This is a genomic window from Kribbella rubisoli (assembly GCF_004217145.1).
GTDB classification, from domain to species: Bacteria; Actinomycetota; Actinomycetes; order Propionibacteriales; family Kribbellaceae; genus Kribbella; species Kribbella rubisoli.
Window position 1 is genome coordinate 171,775 of the sequence record NZ_SHKR01000014.1, and the last position, 17,476, is coordinate 189,250.

19 protein-coding genes are annotated in these 17,476 nt (G+C 69.1%); 6 read left to right on the forward strand and 13 right to left on the reverse strand.

The features are described 5' to 3' along the window. The first annotated feature begins 16 nt into the window (after positions 1-16). A complete protein-coding gene (locus EV645_RS26440; RefSeq protein ID WP_130446717.1) occupies positions 17-1,645 on the forward strand; it encodes a glycoside hydrolase family 13 protein in 1,629 nt (542 codons plus the stop codon). A gap of 201 nt (positions 1,646-1,846) precedes the next feature. On the opposite strand, the gene EV645_RS26445 is transcribed toward EV645_RS26440, so the two are convergent. The 6 genes from EV645_RS26445 to EV645_RS26470 all read right to left on the reverse strand — a co-directional run bounded on the left by EV645_RS26445 (position 1,847) and on the right by EV645_RS26470 (position 7,737). Next, a complete protein-coding gene (locus tag EV645_RS26445) occupies positions 1,847-2,794 on the reverse strand; it encodes a hypothetical protein (RefSeq protein WP_130446718.1) in 948 nt (315 codons plus the stop codon). Positions 2,795-2,926: 132 nt separating this feature from the next. Continuing rightward, the gene (locus tag EV645_RS26450) at positions 2,927-3,904 is read right to left on the reverse strand and encodes a ribose-phosphate diphosphokinase (protein ID WP_130446719.1); all 978 of its coding nucleotides are present in this window, start codon (positions 3,902-3,904) and stop codon (positions 2,927-2,929) included. Positions 3,905-4,107: 203 nt separating this feature from the next. Continuing rightward, a complete protein-coding gene (locus EV645_RS26455) occupies positions 4,108-5,130 on the reverse strand; it encodes a threonine aldolase family protein (RefSeq protein ID WP_130446720.1) in 1,023 nt (340 codons plus the stop codon). Beyond that, positions 5,127-6,500, reverse strand: a complete 1,374-nt coding sequence (locus tag EV645_RS26460) for a class II 3-deoxy-7-phosphoheptulonate synthase (RefSeq protein WP_242000669.1) — start codon at positions 6,498-6,500, stop codon at positions 5,127-5,129. The genes EV645_RS26455 and EV645_RS26460 overlap by 4 nt, the downstream gene beginning before the upstream one ends. A 43-nt stretch (positions 6,501-6,543) precedes the next feature. Next, the gene (locus EV645_RS26465) at positions 6,544-6,936 is read right to left on the reverse strand and encodes a DUF2237 family protein (protein ID WP_130446721.1); all 393 of its coding nucleotides are present in this window, start codon (positions 6,934-6,936) and stop codon (positions 6,544-6,546) included. Positions 6,937-6,972: 36 nt separating this feature from the next. Then, on the reverse strand, positions 6,973-7,737 hold the full coding sequence (locus tag EV645_RS26470; protein ID WP_130446722.1) for a lysophospholipid acyltransferase family protein: 765 nt from the start codon (positions 7,735-7,737) through the stop codon (positions 6,973-6,975). Positions 7,738-7,944: 207 nt separating this feature from the next. Between EV645_RS26470 and EV645_RS26475 the strand changes: the two genes are divergently transcribed. The 5 genes from EV645_RS26475 to EV645_RS26495 are packed head-to-tail and all read left to right on the forward strand — an operon-like array spanning position 7,945 to position 11,915. Further along, entirely contained in the window at positions 7,945-8,715 is a 771-nt protein-coding gene (locus EV645_RS26475; RefSeq protein WP_242000670.1) for an alpha/beta hydrolase, read from the forward strand. Next, positions 8,708-9,409, forward strand: a complete 702-nt coding sequence (locus EV645_RS26480; RefSeq protein WP_130446724.1) for a hypothetical protein — start codon at positions 8,708-8,710, stop codon at positions 9,407-9,409. Before EV645_RS26475 ends, EV645_RS26480 begins: the two co-directional genes overlap by 8 nt. A 51-nt stretch (positions 9,410-9,460) precedes the next feature. Continuing rightward, a complete protein-coding gene (locus tag EV645_RS26485) occupies positions 9,461-10,699 on the forward strand; it encodes an ornithine cyclodeaminase, nickel-pincer nucleotide-dependent (RefSeq protein ID WP_130446725.1) in 1,239 nt (412 codons plus the stop codon). Between the two features lie 26 nt (positions 10,700-10,725). After that, positions 10,726-11,148, forward strand: coding sequence for a YybH family protein (locus tag EV645_RS26490; protein WP_157997155.1), 423 nt, complete (start codon positions 10,726-10,728; stop codon positions 11,146-11,148). 17 nt (positions 11,149-11,165) lie between these two features. Beyond that, positions 11,166-11,915 (forward strand): enoyl-CoA hydratase-related protein, encoded by a 750-nt coding sequence (locus tag EV645_RS26495; RefSeq protein WP_130446727.1) that lies wholly within the window; start codon positions 11,166-11,168, stop codon positions 11,913-11,915. On the opposite strand, the gene EV645_RS26500 is transcribed toward EV645_RS26495, so the two are convergent. From EV645_RS26500 to EV645_RS26530, 7 genes are read right to left on the reverse strand one after another with little or no spacing between them, the layout of a single operon-like run. Continuing rightward, positions 11,896-12,630 carry an endonuclease/exonuclease/phosphatase family protein gene (locus EV645_RS26500; RefSeq protein ID WP_130446728.1) on the reverse strand — a complete coding sequence of 245 codons (735 nt, stop codon included), beginning with the start codon at positions 12,628-12,630 and terminating at the stop codon, positions 11,896-11,898. The two genes, EV645_RS26495 and EV645_RS26500, sit on opposite strands and share 20 nt — an antisense overlap. After that, positions 12,627-13,769 (reverse strand): ROK family glucokinase, encoded by a 1,143-nt coding sequence (locus EV645_RS26505; RefSeq protein WP_130446729.1) that lies wholly within the window; start codon positions 13,767-13,769, stop codon positions 12,627-12,629. The genes EV645_RS26500 and EV645_RS26505 overlap by 4 nt, the downstream gene beginning before the upstream one ends. 58 nt (positions 13,770-13,827) lie before the next feature. Then, complete coding sequence (locus tag EV645_RS26510) at positions 13,828-14,799, reverse strand: ROK family glucokinase (RefSeq protein ID WP_130446730.1); 972 nt, start codon at positions 14,797-14,799, stop codon at positions 13,828-13,830. Continuing rightward, positions 14,790-15,218: a hypothetical protein gene (locus EV645_RS26515; RefSeq protein WP_130446731.1), complete on the reverse strand. Its 429-nt coding sequence runs from the start codon at positions 15,216-15,218 to the stop codon at positions 14,790-14,792. Before EV645_RS26515 ends, EV645_RS26510 begins: the two co-directional genes overlap by 10 nt. Then, the gene (locus EV645_RS26520; protein ID WP_130446732.1) at positions 15,215-16,534 is read right to left on the reverse strand and encodes an ArsA family ATPase; all 1,320 of its coding nucleotides are present in this window, start codon (positions 16,532-16,534) and stop codon (positions 15,215-15,217) included. Before EV645_RS26520 ends, EV645_RS26515 begins: the two co-directional genes overlap by 4 nt. A 4-nt stretch (positions 16,535-16,538) precedes the next feature. Beyond that, positions 16,539-16,979: an SRPBCC family protein gene (locus EV645_RS26525; protein ID WP_130446733.1), complete on the reverse strand. Its 441-nt coding sequence runs from the start codon at positions 16,977-16,979 to the stop codon at positions 16,539-16,541. 4 nt (positions 16,980-16,983) lie between these two features. Next, complete coding sequence (locus tag EV645_RS26530; protein ID WP_130446734.1) at positions 16,984-17,427, reverse strand: polyketide cyclase / dehydrase and lipid transport; 444 nt, start codon at positions 17,425-17,427, stop codon at positions 16,984-16,986. Between the last annotated feature and the right edge of the window lie 49 nt (positions 17,428-17,476).

The window sequence follows — 17,476 nt, forward strand, 5'->3', positions numbered from 1 at the left end:
AGAGGGACCGATCGCGATGTTCACGACAAGGCCCCGGCCCGGAGCCGACTGGTGGCGGACCGCCGTCATCTACCAGGTCTACCTGCGCAGCTTCCACGACTCCGACGGCGACGGTGTCGGTGATCTGGCCGGCGTCCGCGCGAAGCTGCCGTACCTGCGGGCCCTGGGAGTGGACGGCATCTGGCTCAACCCGTTCTACCCCTCACCGCAGCACGACCACGGGTACGACGTCTCCGACTACTTCTCGGTCGATCCCCGCTACGGCACGCTCGACGGTTTCGACCGTCTGGTTCAGGACGCGCACCGGCATGACATCAAGGTCCTCATCGACCTTGTCCCGAACCACTGCTCGACCGAGCATCCCTGGTTCACCGCGGCGCTGGCCGCGGGCCCGGGGAGCCCTGAGCGCGAGCGGTTCCACTTCGCCGACGGCCGGGGCGAGGAACCGCCCAACAACTGGCGCTCCGTCTTCGGCGGCCCGGCCTGGCAACAGGTTCCCGACGGCCAGTGGTACCTGCACAGCTTCGCGCCGGAGCAGGCCGACTTCAACTGGCGCCACCCGGACGTGGCGGCGTACTTCGAGCAGGTACTGCGATTCTGGCTCGAGCGCGGTGTCGACGGCGTCCGCATCGACGTAGCGCACGGGTTGCACAAGGCGGTCGGACTGCCGGACCACGGGCAGGCGATCGACGACGAACTCACCGGCGACCCGCTCAACCCGCACGCATGGAACCAGCCCGAGGTGCACGACGTCTGGCGCCGGTGGCGGCAGATCGCCGATGGATACTCGGCCTTCACCGGCCGCGAACGCGTGCTGATCGGTGAGGTCGGCGTACTGGACACCCGGCAACTCGCGCTGTACCAGCGGCCGGACGAACTGCATCAAACCTTCTACTTCGAGTTCCTCCGCGCGCACTGGGACGCGCAGATTCTCTCCGACGTCGTCGACCGCGGGCTGGGAACGATCCAGGACGCCGGCTCCTCGGTCGCCTGGGTGCTGAACAACCACGACATGCCGAGATCCGTCACCCGCTACGGCGGTGGGGCCCCAGGCTCACACGCCGGGGACGTCGATCTCGGGACCGCACGTGCGCGGGCGAGTGCGCTGCTGATGCTCGCGCTGCCGGGAGCGGCGTACCTCTATCAAGGCGAGGAGCTCGGTCTGCCCGAGGTCACGGATCTGCCGGACAGTGTGCTGACCGATCCGATGTTCCACCGCAGCAACGGGGCACGGCGGGGCCGGGACGGCTGCCGGATTCCCTTGCCCTGGTCGGCCGGCCAGGACGCTTTCGGCTTCTCCTGGTCAGATCCCTGGTTGCCGCAGCCTGACTGGTTCGCCACGCATGCTGTGGACCATCAGCTGGGCTGGGGCGAATCGATGCTGCATCTGTACCGCGAGGCACTCGGCGTACGCCGGCGGCTTCCGGCACTGGCTTCGAACGACTTCGATTGGCTGGCGACCGAACCCGGCGTACTGGCCTTCACCCGCGGCGACGGATTCTGCTGCGTCGTCAACTGCTCGTCGAGAGTGGTCGCTCTGCCGGTCGACGGCGAACTACTGCTCGCGAGTCACCAGGAAGCGGGCGACAAACTCTCGCCCAACAGCGCGGCGTGGTACCTGCTGTCGTCGCCGATCCCCACCTAGCCGGCGGGCCTGGCGTCTTGAGAACCCCTCCAACACCTCGGCGCCAGGCCCGCCCTTCCAAGGAGTACCGATGCGACAGATTCGGATAGCCAAGGTCATTCGCAGAAAAGACAGACGGTACGACGACGACGCTGTGCTCCCGCTCGACCCCAGGGACCCGGACATCGTCCGCGCCAAGCAAGCACACGGCCGACCGAGGGATCAGCCGCCGTTGAGGGGGTCGTAGGCGGGGGCGAAGCGGAAGCGGTCGAAGTCGCCCCAGTTGAGGGTGACCTTGCCGAGGTTCCTGATCGCGGTGCTGGTGCCGTTCGCGTGGCCGACGGCGTAGACGTAGTAGCTGCCGTTGTCGTGGTCCTGCGCGAGGACGGTCGAGCCGCTTCCGCACGGGGCCGCGGTCATCTTCTCGAATCTCTGCCAGCTCGTCGTGCGGACCGGCGTCGCCACCGGCTTGAGCGGGCTGGTGGTCGGGATCTTCAGCGTGTACAGGCCGCCGGCCCGGTTGTTCACGAGGAACAGGTCGTACGTGGCCGTCGTGGCGATCAGTGCGAACGCCTTCATCGTGTTGAGTCCGCCGACGTACCCGGTGTTGCGGAAGCCCGTACCGAGGTCGGTCCAGCGCCCGAACCGGCCGGACGTGTCCTGCGCGTACAGCGTCGTACGCGACGGCTTGCTCGCGGCCGAGGCTTTGTAGCGCGCCTGGACGAGGAAACGCTTCCCGCTCCAGCCACCGCCGTACTTCTTCAGCACGTTCGATCCCCGCACCAGCGAACCGTCGGAACGGACGATGGCCGAGCTGTCGTACAGGTACCCGCCGATGACCAGCTTCCCGACCCGGGCCGTCCGGCCGCCCGTCATCGGAGTCTCCGAGAATGTGGTCGGCGTGCTGCCGATACCGAAGGGCGACTGGTAGATGTTCGGCGTGCTGACCACCACGCCTTCGGCCGGTGGTGCGGTCGCGGTGACGACCTCGCGGTTCTGGCCCCAGGTCTGGTTGAAGGAGCCGACCACGAGCGCGCAGGCCGCGGCCACCTCGGCGGCGGCGGTGTACGCGGTTGGCACGGTCGGGGCGGCCTGGGCCGGTTGGAGTACCGGCCCGAGGGTCAGCGCCAGGCCGGCCGCACTCGCCACGGCGATCGTCCTGCGGAGCATTCTGTTGTCCTCTCGGAGGGCTTAATCGCCGTTGGCGACGTCATAAGGAGCGATTGGGACCCAACGGAAGTACACCGGATCGTCGAACGTCCCGGTCCTCCCCGCGGAGAGCGCGGGGGTGAATGCCCTGTTTTAGAAGGGGAGTTTGGGTTGGGGTGGGGCGTGGGTCGGGTCTACGCCGTCGAAGAGGCTGCTGACTGATTCGCCGTCGTGGATTCGTTTGATGGCTTCGGCGAAGAGGCCGGCTACCGAGGTGACCTGTAGCTCGGGGAAGCCGTCGGGGCGGGGGACGGTGTCGGTGCTGATGACCTCGGTGATGGAGGGGTGGGAGCGGAGACGCTCCACGGCGGGGCCGGCGAAGAGGCCGTGGGTGCAGGCGACGGCTGCTTGGGTGCAGCCTCGGTCTTTGAGGCGGTCGAGGAGTTCGATGATGGAGCCGCCGGTGGCGATCTCGTCGTCGAGGATGATCGCGCGTTTGCCGGCTACGTCGCCGACGATGGCGTCGATCACGACCCGGTCGTCGGCCAGGCGCTGCTTGCTGCCGGCGGCGACGGGTGTGCCTAACAACCGGGCGAACTGGGTCGCGGTTTTGGCATTGCCCAGGTCGGGGCTGACGACGACGGTGTCGTTCAGGTCGCGGCCGCGGAAGTGGTCGGCGAGTACGCCGATCGCGGTCAGGTGGTCGACCGGTACGGAGAAGAACCCGTGGACCTGCGGCGCATGCAGCGCCATCGTCAGGACTCGATGAGCGCCGGCCGTCGTCAGCATGTCCGCGACGAGGCGGCCGCCGATCGAGATGCGGGACGAGTCCTTCTTGTCGGAGCGTGCGTACGCGTAGTGCGGGATGACCGCCGTGATCTGCTGGGCCGACGCGCCGCGAGCGGCGTCGATCATCAGCAGGAGCTCCATCAGGTGCTCCTGCGTCGGCGGCACCAGTGGTTGCACGATGTACACGTCTCGCTGCCGACAGTTCGCCTGGAGTTGGACCTGCAGGCAGTCGTTGCTGAAACGATGGATCTCGACCGGTGAAAGCGGTACGCCGAGATCACTACAGATCTGGTCCGCCAACTCGGTATGGGCATTTCCGCTGAACACGACGATCTCTCGCACGGCTCTCCCCGAACGCTGCAACCCGACATCGGCAGCCTACCTGGCGCATCCGAGCCGTTAGTGCCGAGGGCGTCGGGCAGCGACGGCATCGAGCGGAAAGCTCAACACTTCGCGGGTCTCGTGACGTATATGGGACAAGCGGGCATCAGCTCATCGGCCGGCCCGACGCGACACTGAGATCCACCGGGCCGGCCGCTACCGATTCAGCTGACCAGACGCGCGAGGATTGTCGCAGCCATGCGGCAGTCCTCCGCGGATGCGTCGAGATGCGTCACGATCCGGAGCTGAGTGGCGCCGACGCCGCCGACCAGTACGCCGGCCTCCCTCGCGCCAGCCACCACCTCGGCGACCGTGCGTCCGGTACTCGCCAGGTCGGCGACCACGATATTCGTGTCGACCTGGTCCGGCTTGACCGAGCCGGGCGCAGCATCCGCTAACACTTCGGCGATCGCGCGAGCATTTGCGTGGTCGGAGGCGAGCCGCTCGACGTTGTGCGCAACGGCGTACAGCCCGGCCGCGGCGAGCACACCCGCCTGCCGCCAACCACCGCCGAGACGCTTGCGCCAGATCCGCGCCTCGCGGATGAGCTCCGTCGAGCCGACCAACACCGAGCCGACGGGAGCGCCGAGGCCCTTGGACAGGCACACGCTCGCCGCCGCAGCCCGCGAGGCATAGGCCGCGACCGGCACACCCGACGCCACAGAGGCGTTCCACAGCCGGGCGCCGTCCAGGTGCAGCGGGATGTCCCGAGCATCGAGCTCGTCGGCAAGAGCGTCGTACCCGTGCTGGATCGCGCCGCCGCCGAAGTTGTGCGTGTTCTCGACCGAGACCGCCGACGTGGTGACGAAGTACGGCCCGAGGTCGGGCGCGATCAGCGCGCGGATCTGCTCGAGGTCGATCTGCCCGGCCGGCGCACTCCAGGTCCGCGTGGTGACGCCGCTGGCGGCCGCGTGCGAGCCGAGCTCGGCGCGGACGATGTGCGCGTTCGCCTCGCAGAGCACCTCGCCGCCACGCGGCACCAACGCCCGTACGCCGAGCACGTTCGCGAGCGATCCGGTGACTGTGAACAGCCCGGCCTCGTGCCCGAGCAGCCCCGCGACGTGCTCCTCCAAGGCGTTGACGGTCGGATCCTCGCCGTACACGTCATCGCCGACGGGCGCCGACGTCATCGCGGCCAGCATCTCCGCCGACGGACGGGTGACGGTGTCCGAGCGAAGATCGATCATGCCTGCGCGCCCCGCAGCCGCTCCGCGACCAGGAAGGCGAGCTCCAGCGACTGGTGCCGGTTCAGCCGCGGGTCGCAAGCCGTCTCGTACCGGTTCACGAGGTCCTCCGCGACCAGCTCCTCACCGCCGCCGAGACACTCGGTGACGTCGTCGCCGGTCAGCTCCATGTGTACGCCGCCCGGCCACGTCCCGACCTGCTCGTGCGCGTCGAAGAAGCCCTGCACCTCGTCCATCACGTCGTCGAAGTTGCGGGTCTTGTACCCGTTCGGCGTCTCGTAGGTGTTGCCGTGCATCGGGTCGGACACCCACGCGATCGGCGAGCCGTGATCGCGCACGGCCTCGAGCAAGGGCGGCAACGCCTCGCGGATCTTGCCCGCACCCATCCGCGTGATGAACGTCAGCCGACCCTCGATCCCCTTCGGGTTCAGCTTGTCGATCAACGCCCGGATGTACTCCGGAGTCGTGGTCGGCCCGATCTTGACGCCGAGCGGGTTCGACAGCGAAGCGAGGAACTCGACGTGCGCGCCGTCCAGCTGACGGGTCCGCTCCCCCACCCAGAGCAGGTGGCCGGACACGTCGTACGGCTGCTCGGTCCGCGAGTCGATCCGGGTCAGGGCGTGTTCGTACTCGAGGATGAGCGCCTCGTGCGAGGCGTAGAAGTCGACGGTCTTGAACTCGTCAGCCGTCGCGCCGCAGGCCCGCATGAACGCCAGCGCCCGCTCGATCTCGGACGCCAGCTGCTCGTACCGGCGGCCGACCGGCGACGACTTCACGAAGTCCGTGTTCCAGGCGTGCACCTGGTGCAGGTCGGCGTACCCACCCGTCGTGAACGCGCGGGTCAGGTTCAGCGTCGCGGCGGCCGCGTTGTAGACACCGCGCAGCCGGTTCGGGTCCGGGATGCGCGACTCGGGCGTGAAGTCGAAGCCGTTGACGGCGTCACCGCGGTACGACGGCAGTGTGACGCCGTCCCGCGTCTCCTCGCCGGAGCTCCGCGGCTTCGCGTACTGCCCGGCGATCCGGCCGATCTTCACCACCGGCACGCTCGCGGCGTACTGCAGGACGACCGACATCTGCAGGAGGACCCGAAGCTTGGCCCGGATGTTCTCCGCGGTCACGCCGGCGAACGTCTCGGCGCAGTCGCCGCCCTGCAGGATGAACGCCTCGCCGCGGGCGACCGCACCGATCTTCGTGGTCAGGTCGTCGCACTCACCGGCGAACACCAGCGGCGGCAGCGTCCGGAGCTCGGCCATCACCTGGTCCAGCACGGCTCCGTCCGGCCATTCCGGCTGCTGCAGCGGCTTCAGCCCTCGCAGCTCGTCCAGACTCGGAACCCCCGGCACTTCCCCTGCCGTCAACGTCGCGAATTGCATGGGGCCAACTCTAGGCCAGAGCCCAGAACCGACCGTGACCGTCTCAGGTCAATGAGCCCGGATCAGACGGTACGTCGACCGCGTGCTCGCGGAGCGCCGTGAGCGGGATCGTGTCGAGCGTACGGGCGTGGGTGGAGGCGAGTACGACGGGAGACGCGGCGCCGGCGTGGTACGCCTGCAGCCAGCGGGCGGCGACCACGCACCAGCGGTCCCCCGGCTCGAGACCCTGAAAGTTGTACTCGGGGCGGGGTGTGATCAAGTCGTTCCCGACCGAGGCCTGGTGGGCGAGGAAGTCCGCGGTCATCACCGCGCAGACGGTGTGGCTGCCGAGGTCTTCGGGGCCGCTCGTGCAGCAGCCGTCGCGGTAGAAGCCGGTGACCGGATCGGTCCCGCACTCCTCCAGCGGTCCGCCCAGCACGTTCAGGTCGCTGTCCATGGCGACATCCTCGCCCGGGACCGGCCCGGAACCGCGTCAGCTCGCCTTGGTGTCGCCGAGTCGCAGGTGCTCGTCGACCGATTCGCCGGCCTTGATCAGCTCCTTGGCCTTGTCGGCGTACATGTCGACGTACTCCTGACCGGACAGCTCCATCAGCGCGTACATGATCTCGTCGGTGACCGAGCGCAGGACGAAGCGGTCCCGCTCCATGCCCTCGTAGCGGGAGAAGTCCAGCGGCTTGCCGAACGCGACGCCCGGACGGACCAGGCGCGGCAGCGGCCGGCCCTTCTCGCGGTAGAAGAAGTTCGGCCGGATCTTGCCCGGCGGCTGCAGCTTCTCGGTGTCGATCATCGCGACCGGGATCACCGGGACGCCGGCCACGATCGCCATCCGCGCGACGCCGGTCTTGCCCTTGTACAGCCGGCCGTCAGGCGAGCGGGTGCCCTCGGGGTAGATCCCGAACAGGCCGCCCTCCTCGAGGATCCTCAGCCCGGTGTTCAGCGCGGCCAGCGAGGCGCGCCCGCCGGACCGGTCGATCGGGATCTGGCCCACCGACCGGAAGAACGTGGCAACCAGCTTGCCTTTCAGGCCCGGACCGGTGAAGTACTCCGATTTGGCCGGGAAGACGATCTGCCGCGGTACCGAGACCGGCAGGAAGATCGAGTCGCAGAAGGCCAGGTGGTTGCTGACCAGCAGCGCCGGACCGTCGGTCGGCACGTGCTCGAGCCCGGTCACCTTGGGCCGGAAGAGCAGCTTGATCAATGGGGCGACCAGGAACCGTCTCAGGAACAGGTACAGCATTCGCCTCGACCTCCGTCACTCGCCCGACACACGGACACTACGTTCCAGCTTCCCCCTCAGGCAATGTCACCGCCAGGAATGTGGGTGTTGCTCACCGTGTTGTCACCTGGATGCAGACTGGATGCAGCCCAGATGCGACGATTGAGGTGCGCTCCGGCCGTCCTCGGCTGGGGCGTCTGTGAGGAACGGAACGGCGAGGAGTCGAGCGTGCCAGTGCAAGCCCACGCGGAGGAGTTTCGCAGTCCCGGAAGCGGGGCGAACGCGGCCGTCGGAGTCCTGCTCAGCCACGGGTTCACCGGTTCGCCGAAGTCGATGCTGCCCTTCGCGGAACATCTCGCCGCCCAGGGGTACGGCGTCGCCGTACCGCGGCTGCCCGGTCACGGGACCAGCTGGCAGGAGATGAACAAGACCGGCTGGCCCGACTGGTACGCCGTACTCGACAACGAGCTGATGCGCCTGCGCAAGGAGCACGACCAGGTCTTCCTCGTCGGACTGTCGATGGGCGGCTGCCTCGTCCTGCGGCTGGCCGAGCAGCACGGGACGGATGTTTCCGGTCTGGTCCTGATCAACCCGTCTGTGCGCACCGACGACAAGCGGCTGGTGCTGCTGCCGGTGCTGGCCAAGCTGCTGCCGTCGTTCCCCGGTATCTCGAACGACATCAAGAAACCGGACGTCGACGAGGGCGCGTACGACAAGATGCCGCTGCGCGCGCTGCATTCGCTGTCGCAGCTGTGGAAGCTCACTCGCAATGATTTGGCCGAAGTCACGCAGCCGGTGCTGCTGTTCCGCAGTACTGTCGATCATGTGGTGGAGCCGAGCTCGGGGCGGACGGTGCTGGCCTCGATCTCGTCCCGCGACGTGACCGAGACCCTGCTCGAGGACAGCTATCACGTGGCAACCCTGGACAACGACGCAGCGCGGATCTTCGCGGACTCATCAGCCTTCATCAAGCGGCTGAGCGGTACCACCGATGCGTGACAACGGACTGACCGCGGCGTCGTACGCGTCACTCGGGGGGATCGACCCGTTGGTCGCCCAGCCGGTGCTGGACGCGCTCGCCGCGGCCGGGATCGCGGCGTACTGCGAGAACCAGAGCGAGGCCCGGACGCCGGAGGAGGCCGAGGAACCGGTCCGCATTCCGGTCGGGTACGACGAGATTTTCGTCGACGCCGAGGCGGTGGACAAGGCCCGCCCGGTGATCGATCGCAGTACCGAGGACGCGGAGTGGGAGTCGCTGGTCCAGCAGTTCAGCCAGCCGTCCGCGCCGGGCCATGACGGCGGCGAGGACCCGGTCCCGCGGTGGCCGGCGAGCGAGGACGTCGACGACAAGTACGAGCCGCTGATCGACGTGCCGACCGGGTTGACCGTCTCGGAGACGTCGGAAGACGACGAGGACGAGAAGCCGGTCCGCAAGGCCGACGATCCGCACGACCACTTCGTCCCGCCGGACCCGCCGCGCGGTCCGCGGCTCGACTGGATCACCCGGCTCGCCTGGCTCGGGCTGCTCGGCGGTCCGCTGCTGCTGATCGCGGCCGCCGTCCTCGACTTCGGCACCGGCCGGATCACCACGCTCGCGGTCGCCGGCTTCATCGGCGGCTTCCTGACCCTGGTCTTCCGGATGAAGGACCGCCTTCCACCTGGTGACGGGGGCGACGACGGGGCGGTCGTCTGAGCTAGCATGCGGATCGTCGGACAATCCGACGAATCGCGAGGGAGGGCACCCGTGCAGGTCACCGAGACGGTCGAGATCACCGGCCACCTGATGGACTCCGGGCTGCTGTCCCGCGTCCTCGACGACATCCGCGGGTACGGCGGTGAGTACACGCTGGACAAGTTCGACCTCGGCTACGACAAGGACGACCCGTCCACGGTCCGGATGACGGTCGGCGCGGACGACGAGGAGTCGCTGCAGCGGCTGCTGATGCGGATCCAGACCAAGGGCGCCAACCTGGTCGACCCCGGTACGCCGGAGATCTCCGAGGTCTCGCAGGACGGCGTGTTCCCGGACGGGTTCTACTCGACCACGAACCTGCCGACCAGCGTGCGGCTCGGCGGCCACTGGGTGCCGGTGCAGAACCCGGAAATGGACTGCGGTCTGCTCGTCGAGGGCGACCCTTACGACTCCGTGCGGACCATTCCGATGTCCGACGTCCGCGCCGGGATGAAGATCATCACCAGCGCGCAGGGCGTGCGGGTCACTCCCCCGATCGTGGTGAACACCGACGAGGGGTTCGGCTTCATGGAGTCGGACGTGTCGTCGGAGAAGCCGCAGCGGGTCCTGGTCAAGCAGGTCGCGGACGGGATGCGTGAGGCGAAGGCCAACGGACAGAAGGTGCTGTGGGTCGGCGGTCCCGGCATCGTTCACACCGGCGCGGCGCCGGCGATGGTCGCGATCGTCGAGGCCGGGTACGTCGACGTACTGTTCGCCGGCAACGCGCTCGCGACGCACGACATCGAGTCCTCGCTGTACGGGACGTCGCTCGGGGTTGATCTTGCCCGCGGGCGGGGTGTGGAGCACGGGCACGAGCACCACATCCGTGCGATCAACACGATCCGGAAGGCCGGTTCGATCAAGGCCGCGGTCGATCAGGGCGTTCTCACCTCGGGCGTGATGCACGCGCTGGTGAAGACCGGCGGGAAGTTCGTGCTGGTCGGGTCGGTGCGCGACGACGGGCCGCTGCCGGACGTCTACACCGACGTACTCGAGGGGCAGCGCGCGATGCGGGCCGAGCTGGACGGGGTCGGGTACTGCCTGATGGCGGCGACGATGCTGCACTCGGTTGCCACCGGCAACATCCTGCCCGCGTCGATCCCGCTGACCTGCGTGGACATCAACCCGGCGACGGTGACCAAGCTCGCCGACCGCGGTTCGTCGCAGGCACGGGGCATCGTGACCGACGTCGGCCTGTTCATCGAGCACCTGGCCCGCGAGCTGTCACCGGAGTACGCCGACAGCAAGTGACCCCGTGCCGGGGTGAGACTGGCTGGGTGATTGAAGACTTCGAATCGTTCCTGCGCCGGTTCGAGGAGGCCAACACCGCCTTCGTCAACGGGGATCCGTCGTTGTGGCTGCCGCTGGTGTCGCACAGCGAACAGACCTCGATCTTCGGCGGCTTCGGCGGCCACGAGGTCGGCTTCTCGCAGATCGGGCCCCGGTACGAGTGGGCGTCGTCACAGTTCCGCGACACCGGCGCCAAGGTCGAGTTCGAGTACCTCGAGAAGCATGTCGGCGCAGACACGGCGTACACGGTCGCGATCGAGCGATGCACGGTCCACCACATCACTCAACCCGAGCCTGTTCCGCATGTGTTGAGGGCCACCATGGTGTTCCGCGCCGAGCACGGTGAGTGGAAAATCACCCACCGCCACGCGGACCCCCTCAACCCAAAGGCCTCCCCCTCCGGCCCGTGACGGTGTTGGATGGCGCCATGACCGAACTCGTGCACCTGGAAGTGGCCGATGGCGTCGCGACGATCACGCTGGACTCGCCGCAGAACAAGAACGCGTTGTCGCAGCAGCTGACGGGTGAGCTGTTGGAGCAGCTCGAGGCGGCGGGGGCGGATGATCTGGTGCGGGTGGTCGTGATTCGGTCGGCGCTGGATGTGTTCTGCTCGGGGGCCGATCTGTCCGAGGCGACGACCGTCGGGATGGGGGTCGGGGCGCAGCGGATGGTCGACGTACAGCGGGCGATCGTCGCGCACCCGAAGCCGGTGGTCGCGCGGGTGGCCGGGGCGGTGCGGGCCGGTGGGATCGGGATCGTTGCGGCCGCCGATATCAGCATCGCCGGGGAGAGCGCGACGTTCGCGTTGACCGAAGTACGGCTGGGGCTCGCGGCGGCGACGATTTCGCTGACCGTCATTCCGCGGCTGACCGACCGCGCGGCGGCGTACACGTTCCTCACCGGCAACGGGTTCGACGCACTGGAGGCGGCCCGGCTCGGGTTGCTCACGCTGACGGTGCCGGACGCCGACCTGGATGCGGCGGTCGACACAGTGCTCGACGGTCTGCTGAAGGGCGTCCCGCAGGGTATGCGCGAGACGAAGAAACTGCTCAACCGCGACCTCCTCGCCAACATCGATGCCAACGGCAAGGACCTCGCCGAGCTCTCGGCGTCCCTCTTCGGCTCCCCCGTGGCCCAGGACGCGATGCGCGCTTTCCTCAACCGCAAGAAGAGCTGATCCGTTTGCCTGCTGCGGTGAGTTCGACCAGTAGCGGGAGGTGGTCGGTGGCCGCCGCCAAGTCTTCGTGGGTGGCGGGGACGTGGCGGAGGCGGGCGGTCAGCTGAGGGGAGAGTTGGGCCGCGTCGATCCGCTTGTGCGGCGTTGCCGAATTGAACGTCGGGCCCGCGTCGAGGTCGAGCAGGCCCTCCTCGGCAAGGCGTTTCCAGACGGGACCGTCGGGCTCCTCGTTGATATCGCCCGCGAGCAGGTAGGGCGCGTCGAAGGAGCGGCAGAGCGTGAGGACTTGCGCGACTTCGTGGACTCGGCCGCGGGGGTGCAGGCCGAGGTGGCAGACGACGACGGCCACGCGGGTCGTGCCTAGGACGAGTACGCCGCCGACGGCGCCGCCAGGGAGTTGGGTGGCGATGAAGTTCAGGCGGCGCCGGACGAACGGGCGCCAGATGCGACGGCCGCGGATGCCTGTCAGGTTGATGCCGTCGGCAACGAAGATCGCGTTGCGGGCCGACGCCGCGACGTACCGCAGGTCGAAGGTTGCCGCCATCGCGCGTCGCTTGCGCCGGGTACCGAACCAGGTCGGCGCCTCCTGCACCAGCATCACGTCCGGCGCGCACGCCTTCACCACCCGGGCGAGCGCCGTACGGTCGTCGCCCCAGCGGTGCACGTTGTACGACAGCACCCGCAGCACCGCCTTTGCAGGCGGCCTGTCGCTCATGCCTCGTTGTCGCCGTTCACGTCAGCCGGGTGCAGCTCGGTCTCGGTCGCTGCGGCGCGCATTCCGGTACGCCGGGCGGCCGACTTCCGGGCGGCCCGCTCCAAGCGGGTCGAGCGTCCGCGCGCGGCGGCCGTCTTCGCGGTGACCGCGGTCGTCTTGACGCGGACCCGACGCAACCAGGTCGCCTCCTCGCGAGCCAAGTCAGCCGCGCCGACCAGGCCGGCCTCCGGGCCGAGGACCGCGCGGACGATCCGGGCCTCCGGGCGGAAGCCGCGGCCGGTCAACGTGCGCTTGAACGCCTCGCGGGCCGGCGCCAGCAGCAACTCACCCGCGTCGGACACGCCGCCGCCGATGACGAACGTGCCGGGGTCGAGCGCGGCCGCCAGGTTCGCGAGGCCGATGCCGAGCCAGCGGCCGACGTCCTCGAGCAGCTCGACCGCGACCGGATCGCCGTCCTTGGCCAGCTCGGTCACCATCGGGCCGTTGATCTTGCGCGGGTCGCCGCCGGCCGCACGCAGCAGGTTGTGCGCGACGGGTGAGCCGGATGTCGCCAGCTCGCGGGCCTCGCGGGTGAGCGCGTTACCGGACGCGTACTGCTCCCAGCAGCCGCGGTTGCCGCACTCGCAGCGGTGACCGCCCGGGACGACCTGCATGTGGCCGAACTCGCCGGCGATGCCGAACTTCCCGCGCTGCAGGGAGCCGTCGTTCAGGATCGCGCCGCCGATGCCGGTGCCGAGCGTGACGCAGACCAGGTGGCTCTCACCTTGTCCGCCGCCGAAGCGCCACTCGGACCAGGCCGCCGCGTTCGCGTCGTTCTCGACCACGACCGGCAGCCCGAGCCGGCGCTCGACCGCGTCCCGCAGCGGCTCGTGCCGCCAGGCGAGGTGCGGTGCGAACAAAACCGAGGACCGGGTCACGTCGACGAACCCGGCCGCGCCGATCCCGACCGCGATCACGTCGTGCCGCGACTCGAGGTCGTGCACGATCTCCGCGATCGCGTCCTCGGTCTCCTTCGGGTCCGTGGTCGGCGTGTCCCGCCGTACCCGGTCCAGGATGTTGGCCTCCGGGTCGACCACCCCGGCGGCGACCTTGGTCCCGCCGATATCGATCCCGATCGTCAAAGCCTGCGTCAGAGCCAAGGTTCGACCTTCCTCGCGGTACCCCCGACCCCCGCCGGTCCGCTCCCAGTATCCCAGATCACCGAGCGAGAGCCTGGACAGGAGCCGGTCGGCGGGCCAGGTCGGCGGCGCCGATGAGGCCGGCGTCGTTGCCCAGCAGCGCGAGGGTGAAGGTCGGATGGGGCCGGTTGGACTTGGCCGGGAGGACCTTCTCGAAGGCGATCTCGGCGGACTTCATCAGCAGGTCCCTCGCGGCACTCACGCCGCCGCCGATCACGATCAGCGTCGGGTCGAACATCGTCGCGAGGCTCGCCAGCCCTTCGCCGAGCCAGCGGCCCAGGTCCTCGAGCAGCTCCACCGCGCACGGGTCGCCGGCCATCGCCGCCTCGGTGATCATCGGCCCGGTCAGCTCCGCCGGGTCGGTGATCCCGCAAACGCTCAGCATCTGCGCCGCCGCGATCGAACCCGACTCCGCCTGAGCCCGCCCCTCACGCACCAGCGCCCGGCCGGACGCGTACTGCTCCAAGCAACCGCGCGATCCGCACCCGCACCGATGCCCGCCTGGTACGACGCGCATGTGGCCGAGCTCAGCTGCGACGCCGTGAGCGCCGCGAAGCATCTCGCCGTCGCTCACCACAGCGCCGCCGATGCCGGTGCCGACCGTGAGACAGAGCATGTGCTCGACGTCCTTCGCCGCGCCGAACGCGAACTCGCCCCAGGCCGCGGCGTTCGCGTCGTTCTCGACGACCACCGGGATGTTCAGCGTCTCCGAGACGCGCGCGCCGAGCGGCTCGCCCCGCCAGGCCAGGTTCGGCGCGAACAGCACGGTCGAGCGGTCCGACGAGACGAACCCGGCGGCACCGATCCCGACCGCCTCGATGTCGTGCCCGGCGATCAGCTCGGCCGCCGCGTCGCAGATCGCCGCCGCGGTCCCGTCGGCGGAGTCCGCCGGGGTGTCGCGGTGCGTGCGGGCCCCGATCGTGCCGTGCTCGTCGACCACGCCGGCCGCGATCTTCGTACCGCCGACATCGATGCCGATCGTCAGTCCCATGGTTCGGGGTCCTCACTCACGTCGATCCGGTCCACCTTGGTCGGGGCCGGTTCCTCCTCGGGCTGTGCGGAGCTCTTCGGCCGCGACGCTGCGTCCTCCCGCGACTGCCGGGCCGCGTCCGCGGCGGCCTCCAGCAGAGATCTCAACGAGCCCAGCAGATGCGCGGCCGCCGTCGACAGCTGCTCGATCGTCTCCGGGCTGGTGTTCCGCACCCGGTGGATCAGCTGGCACACCGGACACCACACGCAGTCGGGCCCCAGCTTGTGCTCGTGCTCCGCCGCTTCAGCAGATTCAGCAGCTTCAGCAGACGACTCGGCGGCCGGCTCGCGCCGCGGCGGAGCGTCCGTGGCCGCATGCTGCAGCACCGCGAACAGCTTGGCCGCCTCCTCGGCCACCGAGCCGACCGGGTCCTTGCTCACAAGCCCTCCCCGATCGCCGCCGTACGGCGAGCCAGCTGCTCGTGGTACTCCGCTGTCAGGCCCTGGGCCAGCTCCTGCGCAGACTCCAGCGGACCCGATCCGCTGGGCATCTCCGTCGGGGCGACAGGCCGCGCACTCTCCCGCGGCGCGAACCGCACCTGCAGCCGTCCGTCATCGAGCCGTGCACCTGCGACCACTCCACGCGCCAGCGCCGCCGGCAACGGCAGGACCCGCCGGTACGACCCGACGGTGATGATCAGCTCGTCACCGTGACGGGCCAGCTCCAGCTCGCTGGCCGATGCCAAGGGCAACGGCATCGTCAGCGTGTACGTCCGCCCGTCGGTGTCGATGTGCCGATCCACCCACAGCGACGTCTCATCCGTGGCACGGGCGAAGGGGTCGTCCCCGCCGTACATCTCGACGGCGAACGCGGCCAGCTCCTCGACGCCCACCGGCTCACAGACCCGGTACGGCGACTCCCAGATCGGCAGCGGCCGGAACGAGTCGGCGACCTCCTCCAGGATCCCCCGTTGTGCAGCAACCCACTGCCGCCGCCAGGTGTCCGCACCGGCAGCCGGGAAGACCCGGTTGGCCACGACGCCGTCCACGCGGTACCCGTACAGCGAGAGCCTCGTCAGCGACCGCCGCGCCTCGGCGACCACGACCGCCTCCGGCGTCAGCACCAGCCGCACCGAGGCGTCCGGGCCGGCCAGCAGCGTGCGGATGTCGGAGAGGTCGCTCTGCAGGCGGCGCAACGCGTCGAAGACGTTGTCGTCCGGGACCGGCAGGCTCGACCCGCGGCTCAGGAACGGCCGGAACGTGCGCATCATCTTGCGTTCGGCGTTGAAGATCCGGTCGAGGTACCAATTCAGCGCCTCGGGCAGCCCCAGCAGCCGGAGCGTCTCCGCGGTCGGCGCACAGTCGACGACGATCACGTCCCAGCGACCGGACCGGACGTGGTCGCGCACCTCGAGCAGGGCGAGCACCTCCGCGGCGCCGGGCAGCACGGTCAGCTCCTCGGCCTCGATCGGGTCGACCCCGACCATGTGCAGCACCGACCGCAGGTAGTTCTGGATGTCACCCCAGGACCGCTCGAACTTGCGCTGCGCGTCGATCTGCTGCACGAACAGCAGATCGTCGATCTCCGTCGGCTCCGGGCCGACCTCGGAGTCGAACGCGTCCGACAGCGAGTGCGCGGCATCCGTCGACAGCACCAGCGTCCGCAGCCCGCGCAGAGCGGCGAGCGTGGCAGTACCCGCGGCAGAGGTCGTCTTGCCGACCCCGCCTTTACCCGTATACAGCAGAACCCGAGTCACTGGATCAGGACTCGACGCGCTTCTTGAGGCCCTTGAGGGCGGTGTCGATGATGACCTTCTCGGCCTTCCGCTTGAGCATGCCGATCATCGGGATCGCCACGTCGACAGCCAGCCGGTACGTCACTTCGGTCCCCCCACCACCGTCAGGGCCCAGGTCCTTCAACACATAGGCGCCGTCCATACCCTTGACCATCTTCGCCTCGACCAGCGTCCAGGTCACCTCGTTGCGGGACCAGACGTAGGCCAGCGTGTACTCGTCCGAGATCGCGCCGGCGTCGACCTTGAAACGCACCTTGTTCGGCCGGCCGGCCTCGTCGGTGGACAGCACCTCGGTCTCCCGCATCGAATCGGCCCACTCCGGGTACGCCGCGAAGTCCGCGATCACCGCCATGATTTCTTTGGGGCTCGCGTTCACCTGGATGGTCGAGGTGGTCTGTTCCGCCATCGATTCACCTCTTCGCCGGTCGGTTCTCAGTGTCGGTCTCGGGGTCCTCAACGGAGACTATCGCGGGATCGGACGAGGTACGTCCTTCGCCCGCCGCGCGGCCCGCTTCGGCTTCGTCCTTGAACCGCCACAGGTGCTCCCGGTACGTCGCGACGTACCGCTCCTTGAGCCGTTCGAGGGCGCGGCCGCGGACCGGTCGGGCCGGGTCGACGCGGAGGTACCAGTGCACGACGACGCCGTCGCGGACCGGCTCCAGCCACCACTCCGCCGTACCGACGGCTGCTCCGGTGACGGCCCAGCGGACCCCCTCCGCGCCGCGTCGTTCGGACGGCGTCAGGGTCAGGTCCGGCCACCACTCGCGCCAGAGGGTGTCCGATCCGAGTCGCTCGGCGACGTAGGCTGGATCAGCAACGACCAGGTCGTCGCAACTGATGTCGAGCGTGGGCATGCCTTCGAACCTAGTTCCTTGGGTCACATAAAGGTGGCTACTTGTGGGT

What these genes read in the sequence shown, in the direction of transcription:
- EV645_RS26510 (WP_130446730.1), bottom strand. Translation starts at nt 14,799, where the DNA reads ATGGGACTGACGATCGGCATCGATGTCGGCGGTACGAAGATCGCGGCC.
- EV645_RS26455 (WP_130446720.1), bottom strand. Translation starts at nt 5,130, where the DNA reads ATGATCGATCTTCGCTCGGACACCGTCACCCGTCCGTCGGCGGAGATG.
- EV645_RS26525 (WP_130446733.1), bottom strand. Translation starts at nt 16,979, where the DNA reads ATGGCGGAACAGACCACCTCGACCATCCAGGTGAACGCGAGCCCCAAA.
- EV645_RS26530 (WP_130446734.1), bottom strand. Translation starts at nt 17,427, where the DNA reads ATGCCCACGCTCGACATCAGTTGCGACGACCTGGTCGTTGCTGATCCA.
- EV645_RS26470 (WP_130446722.1), bottom strand. Translation starts at nt 7,737, where the DNA reads ATGCTGTACCTGTTCCTGAGACGGTTCCTGGTCGCCCCATTGATCAAG.
- EV645_RS26480 (WP_130446724.1), top strand. Translation starts at nt 8,708, where the DNA reads ATGCGTGACAACGGACTGACCGCGGCGTCGTACGCGTCACTCGGGGGG.
- EV645_RS26445 (WP_130446718.1), bottom strand. Translation starts at nt 2,794, where the DNA reads ATGCTCCGCAGGACGATCGCCGTGGCGAGTGCGGCCGGCCTGGCGCTG.
- EV645_RS26500 (WP_130446728.1), bottom strand. Translation starts at nt 12,630, where the DNA reads ATGAGCGACAGGCCGCCTGCAAAGGCGGTGCTGCGGGTGCTGTCGTAC.
- EV645_RS26465 (WP_130446721.1), bottom strand. Translation starts at nt 6,936, where the DNA reads ATGGACAGCGACCTGAACGTGCTGGGCGGACCGCTGGAGGAGTGCGGG.
- EV645_RS26495 (WP_130446727.1), top strand. Translation starts at nt 11,166, where the DNA reads ATGACCGAACTCGTGCACCTGGAAGTGGCCGATGGCGTCGCGACGATC.
- EV645_RS26460 (WP_242000669.1), bottom strand. Translation starts at nt 6,500, where the DNA reads ATGCAATTCGCGACGTTGACGGCAGGGGAAGTGCCGGGGGTTCCGAGT.
- EV645_RS26440 (WP_130446717.1), top strand. Translation starts at nt 17, where the DNA reads ATGTTCACGACAAGGCCCCGGCCCGGAGCCGACTGGTGGCGGACCGCC.